We start from the raw sequence: 10,499 nt of genomic DNA, 5'->3' as shown, positions 1-10,499 counted from the left end.
TGCTCGACGGCCTCGAGTGTGTGGCCCACCATTGAGAGGTAGCTGATGACCGTGGCATCCGCGCCCTCCCGCCGCAGCGCGGCCTTGCCGAGCGGCAGAAGGTAGTCCAGGTCGCCCTCCGGCACCTCGTCGGCGGTGCCGTAGAGGTCGACGTGCTCGATCACGAGGACGGGGTCCTCGAGCGCGAGCGCGGTGTTCATCAGACCGATGTAGTCGGCCGCCGTCGACGGGGCGACGATTCGCCAGCCGGGACTGGTCGCGAAGATGCCGGCGGGGTCCATGAGGTGCTGTGAGCCGTACCCGGACCCCATGGCCACCTTCGTGCGAAGCACGAGCGGAACCGGGTTGTCGCCGCCGAACATGTGGCGAGCTTTCCCGATCTGGTTGAAGACCTGATCGGCCGCAACCCACATGAAGTCGGGGTACATGAATTCGACGACCGGACGGAACCGTCCGTCCAGAGCCAGGCCCCCGGCCAGACCCACGAAGGCGTTCTCGCTGATCGGCGTGCCGAGCACACGGCCCTCGCCGTGCGCCTTGACCAGACCCTTCGTGGCGCCGTTCGTCCCTCCGTTGAGGCGGTGCACGTCCTCCCCCATCACCACGATGCGAGGATCTTCCGTCATGCGCCGGTCCATCACCTGTGCGACGGCATCCACGAACTTGATCGTGCGGGTGGGGGCGGCGCCGTCCAGTGCGGGCAGACCCACGACCTCGCTGCCGTCGCCGCGGACGCCGACATTGACGAAGCTCGTCTCCGGCCAGAGTGCGGGCCGGACGCGGCGCTTGCCCGGGCGGTCGGGGTCGCTCTCGAGCAGCTGCTCCACGGCCTCGGTCATCGCGCTCTGCACGCGTCCGCGGAGGGCGGTCACGTCGTCCTGGGTGAGCAGGCCGCGCCGGATCATGTGCTGGGCGACGAGGTCGAGCGGGTCGCGCGCCCGCCAGGCCGCTTCCTCTTCCTTCTCGCGGTAGCCGAAGGCGCTGCCGGGGTAGGGTCCGTTCTGGTGGAAGAAGCGGTAGACCTCGGCTTCGATGATCGTGGGGCCCCCGCCGGAGCGCATCCGCTCGGCTGCCTCTTCCATCGCAAGATGCACGGCGAGCGGATCCATGCCGTCGACGCGCCAGGAGGGGATGCCGAATCCCTGACCCCGGACGGAGAATCGCGGATCGGCGGTGATCTCATCGGCGTGGGTGGAGACGGCGTACAGGTTGTTCTCCACGAAGAAGCAGACCGGCAGCTTCCAGGCCGCGGCGAGGTTCATCGACTCGAGCACCGAGCCGATCTGCGCCGCGCCGTCGCCGAAGTAGTTGATGGTGAGGTCGGTGGTGCCGGAGTGCTTCTGCGCCCACGCGTTGCCGGTCGCCATCGGAGCGCCGCCGCCGACGATCGCGTTGGTTCCCAGCGCCCCGGCCTCGAACCACTGCAGGTGCATGGAACCGCCCCGGCCGCGGCAGTATCCCTGTGCCAGGCCGAGGATCTCGGCGAGCGTACGCTGCAGGACGGTCTGGATGGCCGGTGTGACCGGGTGCGCCGGGTCGATCACTCCGTCGGCGACGTGGGTGAGCGCCTTGGCGAGGAACTGATGGTGCCCGCGATGCGATCCGTTCACGCCGTCCGCGGAGCGCAGGCCCATGATCGAACCGACCGCACCGCCCTCCTGGCCGATGCTCGAGTGCGCGGGACCGTGGACGATCCCCTCCGCGGCGAGCTCCAGCACCGACTCCTCGAACGCACGGATCAGGTGCAGCTGGGTGAGCATCGTGCCGAGGAATGCCGGCTCCGCGGCATCCCAGTCGGCGCGTGTCGTCGTCAGTTCGAACCAGTCGACACCCGTCTGCAGTCGCTTCTTCTTCGGCATCGTCGCCCATTCCGGTCGCGTCGCAGCGAACCGCTGTGATCACCACCACCGTAGACTACGATTTGATCCAATACAAGCCGTTCTCTTCCTATTCTTGAGCTACTTGCGACTAGAATCGGCTCACTGGATACAATCGATTCGAGAGAGCGAAGGAGCCAACGGGTGTCTGAGAAGAAGGCGCGAGGCATCCCCGGCCTTCGCGGGACGGATCACATCGGCTTCACGGTGCCCGACCTCGAGGAGGCTCACCACTTCCTGGTCGACATCCTCGGGTCCGAGATGATCTACGAGCTCGGCGCGAAGCGCGCGGACGACGATTGGATGCAGACGCACCTGGGCGTGCATCCGCGTACCGTCGTCCGGGAGATCCGGTTCTACCGGCTCGGCAACGGCGCGAACTTCGAGATGTTCTTGTACGAGGCCGCGGACGGGCAGGCGCCGCAACCTCGCAACAGCGACATCGGCGGTCACCACATCGCTTTCTACGTGGACGACATGGATGTCGCCGTGAGCTACCTTCGTGAGAACGGTGTCGCCGTCATGGGGGAACCGACCGCGAGCAAGCAGTCGGCCGAGGGCCAGCGTTGGATCTACTTCCGGAGCCCCTGGGGCCTCCAGTTCGAACTCGTCAGCTTCCCGGGCGGCAAGGCGTACGAGAATGGAGCCGAGCGGGTGCTCTGGCATCCGGCACATCCCGACCGATGACGGAAGGAACCCGGATGCCGCCCAGCGTGACGACCCACGGTGCTACCGGCGCGCGGGTCGCGGCGACTCTCCGCGATGCGATCCTGTCTGGAACGTACGCCCCCGGCGAGCGCATCAGGCAGGACGAGCTCGCCGAACGGCACGGTTCGAGCCGACTGCCCGTCCGCGAGGCCCTGCGCATGCTTGAGGCAGAGGGCCTTGTCACCCTGGTCGCCAACACGGGCGCCTGGGTGTCGAAGCTCAGCGTCGAGGAATGTCAGGAGATGTACCAGGTGCGGGAACGATTGGAACCGCTCCTGCTTCGACTGAACGTGCCGCTGCTGACCGAAGACACGATCGACGGCCTCCAGTTCCTCGCCGATTCGATGGAGGCCTGCGAGGACGTAGAGCGCTTCCTGCGCCTCGACCGCGAGTTCCACCTGTCATGCCTGAACGCCGTATCGACCAGCCTGCTCGGAGACATCGTGCTCAACCTGTGGAACCGCACGCAGCACTATCGGCGGGCCGCCACGCGCCTGTTCTACCTCGACGGCGACCGGAGCGTGCACCACGACCATCAACTCCTCGTCAACGCGCTGGACAAGCGGGACGCGGAGGAGGCTGAGCATGTGCTGGCGCGGCATATTCGTCGAAGTCGGCTCGAGCTGGCCCGTCATCCGGAGCTATTCGACAGTCGCTAAGGAGAGCCGGCGGCGCGACGCGCCCGCTCTTCTCTGCGCGATTGCCGGACATCCTGCCCTGCACATCGACCGGGTCGAGGATGTCCTGGCCACGCTACTTCCACGCCGTCGACTTCCCCCGCTCGCAGGCGCCGACGCGCAGTGCAACGTCGCCTTGATGGACGTCGCCACCCCACCGTCGACGGTGTTTCGGGGTCTTCATTCAACGCCTACGCGGGCCCGAAGAACATCAGCGAGTTGCCGTTCGCCGATCATGACGGTGGCCGTCGGGCGGATACGCGGAATATCGAACTCCTACGCACTGCGAGGACGGCCCGGCGACCGACCGGCTGCCCACAGCCGTTTCGACGGTCGACTGCCTGAACCGCCGTGCGTGGCCGAGATCACGCTGCTGGTCGTCGCAGATGCGTGAGATGCGCGAGCGACCGTTCTATGGTCCGATGAGCGCGCGCCTGGGCGAGCACCAGCAGTCTCACCTCACACCATCATCATGCAAGTGCTCATATGACCAAGAACACAACCGCGTCGCCGCATCGCACACAGCTCAACCCAACGTTGAAGTCGCGCATGGCCGAGCCGCACCGGCCACAGGGGAACTTCGCCTCCGGACGATTGCTCACCGCCGCCTCGTCGTGGATGTTCGCCCTACGAGAGTCGAAGGGCCCATGAACCTCGGCGGACGCCCGAGCAGAGCACGCTTCGCCGCCATCGTCGGCGACGCCAGCCGTGGCCTTTCCTTGCATGCGCACTTTGTTTCGCAACTTTCCTAGCGTCCCTCTGTGACAAGAGTGCCGGCTCAACGAGCCACAAGCTGATCCGAGTGTCTCAGGGGTCGAGACATCCGGCTGATGTTCGGCGCGTGCCAGCGACGCGGCCTGGCCTTTGGGCTAGAGGTGATCGAGCACCTCCGCACGAGTGAGAGTGGGGGCCGACACGACCAACGACGCCAGCGGCGGAACCCCCGCCGGCGTTGAGCGCCATGACCGGTAAGCCTCATCGTCGGCGATTGTTGCCCACCGCTCCACGAGCACGAATCGCGTCGGGTCGTCGACGTCAACCGAGACCTCGACGCCGAGGCATCCCGGCTGAGCCCGAGTGCCCTCAAGTGTCTTGCGGATGAGCGCAGGAGCCTCGCCGAGGAGGTCGGGATCGAGTCGGACTACGAACACAGACAGCACAGTCATGATTCATGTGTAGTCGTACTTCTATCAAGTGTCAAGTAATGCTTCACGATGTGGAGCATGGCTGAATTCCAGCCATTCGCGACACGATCCGCGGGCATCTTCGCATCTTTCGCCGACCAGGAGTCGGCGATTCTTCAAACACGTGACTGTCCGCCTAGACCCCCCGCGTAATAACGCCGGTTGTCCGAGCGTCACCCCGTTCTGGTTGAAGGAGTCGACTGCGAACCACGTCTCCTGGTCGGCGTTGAGGGACGGCACGTCGAGGTGCGTCCTGTCGTACACACCAGTCAACTGCGGTAGAGCTTGTCCGGGCTCGCGCCATAGCGGATGTTCTACCCGTGGGCGCCGACAGCGGCGTTCCAAGTGAGACGTGCGGTCAGTGCGTCCAGACGCACCGCGTCAGCCGCCACCGGGGGCGGGGCACTGCCTTCTCCGTGTCCGAAGAGGCGGAGTCCGCTCACCGCGAAGGCGCCGCCGAAGGGAAGCGCACGCGCGGTGACCCGGATGAAGCGCAGCGGGTGAGGCTCGTCCAGAACGATGAGCGCATGCGGACGGTCTTCGCCCGTGCCCGAACCGTCGAACAGTACGGTCCAGTCAGCACCGTCGCGTGATCCCTCGACCAGGACCTCGGCTGCGTCGTGCGTCGGGTAGATTCCACGCCAGGTGTGACCGCCGTCGGCACCCTCATGCAACCGCGGTGCCGATTCGGCGAGCGCGTGATCAGCCAGGTTCACCTGGATGGCGCTCACCATCCGCTCCCCCTCGAGTTCGACCGAGAGCCATTGGCCGACGCCCGGTCCGTCCGATGCCCACCAGTTCCGCACGTCCTCGTTCACTGCGAGGTCGGGCTCGTGCCCCGCCGCCGATGAGGATGCGAGAGTACGCGCCCGGTAGGAGAGCAGCATCCATTCCGGCTGCCGCTGCAGCCACGGATCGAACGGACCATCGGGAACGCGGAAGGGGTAGTCGGCGAAGCTCTGGTTGCAGAACAGCACGCCATCGTCGTCGAAGCCTGCCGGAAAGATGCCGATGCGGCGCTCGAAGATGTCGTTCGCACTGATGCGCATCGTGGCAGCGTGCCACCAGTTGCCCCATTCGTCCTGGAACGTGCTGCCATGGCCGGCTCCGGTGATGAAACCGCCCGGCTTGGACGAGAACGGGCTGTGCGGAGAGTACATGTACGGCCCGAGCGGGGACTCCGCAGTGAAGTATCCGTCGGCGTAGGTGTTCCACTGTGTGCCAGGTGCGGCGTATCGCAGGTAGTAGCGGGCACCGACGCGGGTCATCCATGCACCTTCGAGGTACGGCGAAGTCCCCATGAACTGCGCAGTCAGCCGCTCCCGCTCGGTGGTCGCTCTCGGGCGACACCGCCCTGGTCCACCTGGATCGACGGCCGGTCCGATGCCGGCGGCGTATTTCGGACGGCACAACTCTGCAGCACGACGGTGCTGCAGACGATGGCGCGTTCCACCAGACGGCCCGATCCCACTACGCCCCCCGCCCGGCCTCTTCGGCGTCCAGTGAACCTGACGATTAGCCAGATCTACCTACCGGTCTCGCTCGATCGGGGATATATTTACATCTCTGACAAACTTCGTCGCGGATGTGCTGCAGAGGCCGCCCGCGATTCGGGAGGGCACCATGGAGGCGACGACGCACCTGCGCGACGACCGGGCATCTGTCGACAAGGCGCTCAGCCTCCTACTGGCGTTCCGCTCGCAGACGCAGACCGGCATCGGCGTCAGCGAGCTGGCGCGCCGCGCCGACATGAGCAAGTCGACCGCACACCGGATCCTGGGAATGCTCGAGCGCAACCGCGCCGTCGAGCGAGCCGGGACGGCGTACCGCCTCGGGCCGGTCTTCGCCGAGCTCGGCGCGCGCGTGGAGTCCCCGATCCACGACGTCCTGCGCGATCTGCTGACGCCGTACCTCGCGGACCTGTATCAGGCAACGCATCAGACGGTGCATCTCGCGGCGCTGCACGGCACGGATATCGTGTACCTCAACAAACTCAACGGCCACCGCTCGGTGCAGTCGCCAAGCCGGATCGGCGGTCGCATTCCCGCGTACTGCACCGCGGTGGGCAAAGTGCTGCTCGCCTACGACGCCGCCGCCATGGACGCGGCCATGGCGGGACCCCTGTCACCGTGGACGGCCAGGACGATCGTTGATCCCGGGCTGCTCGCGCGCGAGCTCGCGGGGGTCCGCGCGCACGGGCTCGCCGTCGACCGGGGCGAGCTCCTCGAGGACCTCCATTGCATCGCGGCGCCGGTCATGGGGCCCCACGGACGGCCTGTGGCCGCGTTCTCGGTCTCGTGCCCCGCCGGCGTCGACCCTGGTTCCTATACGGTCGAGCTTCGGCGCCTGTGCTTCTCCGCTGGCAGGGCGCTGCAGACATCGCGGACCCTCGCCGGGGTGCGGTGAGCGTCCGCGCCGGGGTGTGATGGAGCACGCCGGGGCCGCGGCTCACGCGCGCGCGGCGACGAGATCGAGTGCGATATCCGTGATCATGTCCTCCTGACCGCCCACGAGACCACGGACCCCGACCTCGACAAGAATGTCGCGCGCGTCGACGCCGTAGTGCGCGGCAGCCGTCTCGGCGTGGCGCAGGAAGCTGGAGTACGCCCCGGCATATCCCAGTGAGAGGGTCTCGCGGTCGACCTGGACCGGGCGGTCGTGCAGCGGGCGGACGAGATCGTCCGCAGCATCCTGCAGCGCGAAGAGGTCCGCGCCCGTCTCCCACCCCTGCAGGCGGACGACGGCGACGAACGCCTCGATCGGCGTGTTGCCCGCCCCGGCGCCGTGACCCGCGAGAGAGGCATCCACGCGCCGTGCTCCCTCCTCGACCGCGACCACCGAATTGGCGACCGCCAGGCTCAGGTTCTGGTGGGCGTGGATGCCGACCTCGGTGCTCTCGTCCAGGGCGTCCCGATAGGCGCGCACCCGCTCGGCGATGCCGCTCATCGTGAGGCGTCCCGCCGAGTCCGTGACGTACACGCAATGGGCGCCATAGGACTCCATCAGCTTGGCCTGCTGGGCGAGCGAGGCGGGGTCACTCAGATGCGACATCATCAGGAAGCCCGACACGTCCATGCCCCACTCGCGGGCAGCCGCGATGTGCTGGGCAGCAACGTCGGCTTCGGTGCAGTGCGTCGCGATGCGCACGGACACGATGCCCAGCTCGAACGCCCGGCGGAGGTCCCGCAGGGTCCCGATGCCCGGCAGCAGCAGGGTCGTCAGCGCCGCGCGCTTCACGCGCTCCGCGACCGCTTCGATCCATGCTGCGTCCGAGTGGGATGCGACGCCGTAGGTGAGCGAGCTGCCTGCGAGACCGTCGCCGTGGGCGACTTCGATGGCGTCGACGCCGGCCGCGTCGAGCCGACCGGCGATCTCCGCGGCGACAGCCGGTGAGATGCAGTGGCGGATGGCGTGCATGCCGTCGCGCAGGGTGACGTCCTGCAGATAGACACGGGTCATGGCGTGTGTTCCTTCGGAGGGTGGAGTGCGACCAGCCTCTCGGCGGCACGGAGGGCCGCGCTGGTCATGATGTCGAGGTTGCCGGCGTAGTCGGGCAGGTACATCGCGGCGCCGGCGACCTCCAGAAAGACGGTGACACGGGTGTAGCCGTGCGCGTCGATCCGTCCCGAAGGCACGAGCGCATCGAGTTCGCTCCCCTGATCGAGGAACTGCACCTCCTGCTTGAGTGTGTAGCCCGGCACGAAGCCGGCCACCGCGTGCGCGATCGGCACGTCGCGTGCGGGCGGGAAGAACCTCTGCATCAGCATGGTCAGAGTCTCAATCGCGCGAGTCTGGGTGGAGCCGTCCTGGTCGACCCGCGACCCGTAACGGTACGGGACTCCTCGCCCGCCGAAGGCGATCTGGTCGTCCGCCGTGCGCTGGGCGTACATATAGCCGTGCGCGAAATCGGAGAGGAGCTCCCTGCCAGCCCACCCGATCTGGTCCCATACGTCGGCAGGAAGAGGTTCGGTCACGATCATCGATGAGTTCATGGGGAGCCAGCGGCGATGCTCGCCCTTCAGATCGGCGGTGAATCCCTCCGTTGCTCGGAGGATGTAGTCGGCGCTCACGACGCCGCGTTCGGTTATCGCTTTCCCCGGACGGATCTGTGCCACGGCCGCGTCTCGACCGACCGCCACTTCCCTGGGACCGTGACCGACATGGGTGCCTCGTGGATCCACGGCATCACCGACTCCCCCGTCGCCGCAGCGGCCGAGGCGTTCGGCATGCGCACCGTCGAGTTCACCGTCGGCGGCTACCAGCCCGACAGCCGGCCGATCGCGTACTACGGACCCGACGGGAAGCGATTGACGGATGCCGCGAACCGCGCGTACATCGACGACATCCACACCGTCGACGCCACGCTCCGGGAGGTGGTCGCGGCTTCCGCACGCGACGCGTCGTATCGCGACGTGACCGAGGCCGCGCTCGCGACGCAAGGCTGGGACGCGGAGCGCACGCAGCGCGTACGCGAGTACCTCGAGCACCGCTCCAAGGAGCAGTACGGCGCCTGGATCGAGGACCTCGCCGCGCACGGCCTCGACGACGACTCCATCGACGGCGACGAGGTGGTGTTCCCCGAGGGGTACGACCGCCTGCCGCGACGGCTCGCCGAGGGGCTCAACATCCGTCTCATCCATGTCGTGACCGACGTGCAGTGGTCGCCCGAGGGAGTCCTCGTGACGACCGACCAGGGCCTGTTCGCCGCCGACACGGCGATCGTCACGGCGCCGGTCGGCGTGCTCCAGTCGGACGAGTTCGCCATCGATCCGCCGCTGCCCGAACCGGTCGCCAGGGCGCTCAGCAGGCTGACGATGAACCGTTTCGAGAAGGTGTTCCTGCGGTTCCCGACGAAGTTCTGGGACGACGGCGTCTACGCGATCCGCCAGCAAGCACCCGAGAGTCGCTGGTGGCACTCCTGGTACGACCTCACCGCGCTCGACGGCACGCCGACGCTGCTGACCTTCGCCGCCGGCCCGGCGGCGGTCGAGACGTGGGACTGGACCGAGGACGAGATCGTCGAGTCCATCCTCGTGCAGCTGCGCCGCCTCTACGGCGACCGCGTCGCGACGCCGACCACGTGCACGTCACGGACTGGCAGGACGACCCGTGGTCGCACGGGTCGTACGCCTACATGACGGTCGGATCGACCACGGCCGACCACGACGACCTCTCGACCCCCATCGGCGGCGTGCTGCACCTCGCGGGCGAGGCGACGTGGACCGACGATCCGGCGACGGTTCCCGCCGCGATGTTCTCCGGCCACCGCGCGGCGTCGAGGGTCCTGGGACGCAGCATCCCCATCGAAGGAGCCTGGACCGACTCCTGACCCTGGTGTGCGGGCTTTCGTTGCGGTATGCATGGCACAACGGGAGCGCAGGAGCCGCAAAATGTCCGCACAGACACCTGTCGCACACTCGCTGGTGATCCGTTCCTCGGCGCGCGCACGCACCACCGCCGTCGTGCCGTTGAGCACAGCGGAGCTGATGCGCGATCACCTCGAGCGAGTGCGCGCGGCGCTGCCCTTCGACGCCGCCCAAGTGCTCGTGTTCGATCGGACGTACGACGAACACCGGGAAGTGGCGCAGATCGGCTATCCCGCCCCCGTGGCGCAGGCGATGGCGGAGCAGTTCACCCGCGATTGGCCGAAGCCGGCGTGGTATCCACGCGATCCTGGCGATGATCTGCCCCCGACGATCAGCGCTGAGCAAGACTCGCCCATCTCATTCCGCCGTTCGGATGTCTACCGCGACCACCTCGCGCCTGCCGGCTATCGTGACGGCCTCACCCTGGAACTGAGCCATCGTGGGCGGTACGTGGGACTCGCGAACTTCTCGTCCTTCATGGAGGGGTTCTACAGCACCGAGCTTCGTCGGCGCAGCACCGCGTTCGCCTCGCTCCTCGGTCACGCGGTCAGCAGCATCGCGCACGAACTGGAGACTGTGCCGGCGGCTGCCCGGGCTGCGGTGATCGACGCAGCCGGAGCCGCGACCTCTCTTCAGGGTCGCGAGTTGAGTACCTTGCCCGCTCGAATGGACTTCATCGCCGTTGTA

9 protein-coding genes and 1 pseudogene are annotated in these 10,499 nt (G+C 67.4%); 5 read left to right on the top strand and 5 right to left on the bottom strand.

All coding sequences use genetic code 11. From position 1 onward, the window contains the following. The coding region (locus tag ACTHNQ_RS16325; RefSeq protein WP_440335007.1) for an alpha-ketoacid dehydrogenase subunit alpha/beta at positions 1-1,859 on the bottom strand (1,859 nt) is incomplete at its 3' end. A gap of 162 nt (positions 1,860-2,021) precedes the next feature. Between ACTHNQ_RS16325 and ACTHNQ_RS16320 the strand changes: the two genes are divergently transcribed. Further along, positions 2,022-2,564, top strand: a complete 543-nt coding sequence (locus tag ACTHNQ_RS16320) for a VOC family protein (protein ID WP_308866492.1) — start codon at positions 2,022-2,024, stop codon at positions 2,562-2,564. A 14-nt stretch (positions 2,565-2,578) separates the two neighbouring features. Then, entirely contained in the window at positions 2,579-3,244 is a 666-nt protein-coding gene (locus ACTHNQ_RS16315; protein WP_308866491.1) for a GntR family transcriptional regulator, read from the top strand. Between the two features lie 887 nt (positions 3,245-4,131). Here the strand turns inward: ACTHNQ_RS16315 and ACTHNQ_RS16310 are convergent. After that, a complete protein-coding gene (locus ACTHNQ_RS16310; RefSeq protein ID WP_308866490.1) occupies positions 4,132-4,428 on the bottom strand; it encodes a putative quinol monooxygenase in 297 nt (98 codons plus the stop codon). A 332-nt stretch (positions 4,429-4,760) separates the two neighbouring features. Next, the gene (locus tag ACTHNQ_RS16305; RefSeq protein ID WP_440335006.1) at positions 4,761-5,747 is read right to left on the bottom strand and encodes a family 43 glycosylhydrolase; all 987 of its coding nucleotides are present in this window, start codon (positions 5,745-5,747) and stop codon (positions 4,761-4,763) included. A gap of 322 nt (positions 5,748-6,069) precedes the next feature. On the opposite strand from ACTHNQ_RS16305, the gene ACTHNQ_RS16300 reads away from it, so the two are divergent. After that, entirely contained in the window at positions 6,070-6,852 is a 783-nt protein-coding gene (locus ACTHNQ_RS16300; protein ID WP_440335005.1) for an IclR family transcriptional regulator, read from the top strand. A 42-nt stretch (positions 6,853-6,894) separates the two neighbouring features. Here ACTHNQ_RS16300 and dmpG read toward each other — a convergent pair whose 3' ends face one another. Together dmpG and ACTHNQ_RS16290 are read right to left on the bottom strand one after the other, a co-directional pair. Beyond that, positions 6,895-7,905 (bottom strand): 4-hydroxy-2-oxovalerate aldolase, encoded by a 1,011-nt coding sequence (dmpG, locus tag ACTHNQ_RS16295; protein WP_440335004.1) that lies wholly within the window; start codon positions 7,903-7,905, stop codon positions 6,895-6,897. Continuing rightward, complete coding sequence (locus tag ACTHNQ_RS16290) at positions 7,902-8,561, bottom strand: hypothetical protein (RefSeq protein WP_440335008.1); 660 nt, start codon at positions 8,559-8,561, stop codon at positions 7,902-7,904. The genes dmpG and ACTHNQ_RS16290 overlap by 4 nt, the downstream gene beginning before the upstream one ends. Between ACTHNQ_RS16290 and ACTHNQ_RS16285 the strand changes: the two are divergent. Together ACTHNQ_RS16285 and ACTHNQ_RS16280 are read left to right on the top strand one after the other, a co-directional pair. Beyond that, a pseudogene (locus ACTHNQ_RS16285) lies at positions 8,454-9,775 on the top strand (flavin monoamine oxidase family protein). The gene ACTHNQ_RS16290 and the pseudogene ACTHNQ_RS16285 sit on opposite strands and share 108 nt — an antisense overlap. A gap of 61 nt (positions 9,776-9,836) precedes the next feature. After that, positions 9,837-10,499 (top strand): hypothetical protein (locus tag ACTHNQ_RS16280; protein WP_440335003.1); only part of this gene is annotated, 663 nt, incomplete at its 3' end.

The sequence above is a fragment of the Microbacterium sp. genome (assembly GCF_051953575.1).
Classification (GTDB): Bacteria; Actinomycetota; Actinomycetes; order Actinomycetales; family Microbacteriaceae; genus Microbacterium.
Note: the sequence above shows the minus strand (reverse complement) of the source record. Positions and strands in the feature narration are given on the sequence as shown.

Coding starts and splice junctions, on each gene's coding strand:
- ACTHNQ_RS16310 (WP_308866490.1), bottom strand. CDS start 4,428: ATGACTGTGCTGTCTGTGTTCGTAGTCCGACTCGATCCCGACCTCCTC.
- ACTHNQ_RS16300 (WP_440335005.1), top strand. CDS start 6,070: ATGGAGGCGACGACGCACCTGCGCGACGACCGGGCATCTGTCGACAAG.
- ACTHNQ_RS16315 (WP_308866491.1), top strand. CDS start 2,579: ATGCCGCCCAGCGTGACGACCCACGGTGCTACCGGCGCGCGGGTCGCG.
- ACTHNQ_RS16305 (WP_440335006.1), bottom strand. CDS start 5,747: ATGGGGACTTCGCCGTACCTCGAAGGTGCATGGATGACCCGCGTCGGT.
- dmpG (WP_440335004.1), bottom strand. CDS start 7,905: ATGACCCGTGTCTATCTGCAGGACGTCACCCTGCGCGACGGCATGCAC.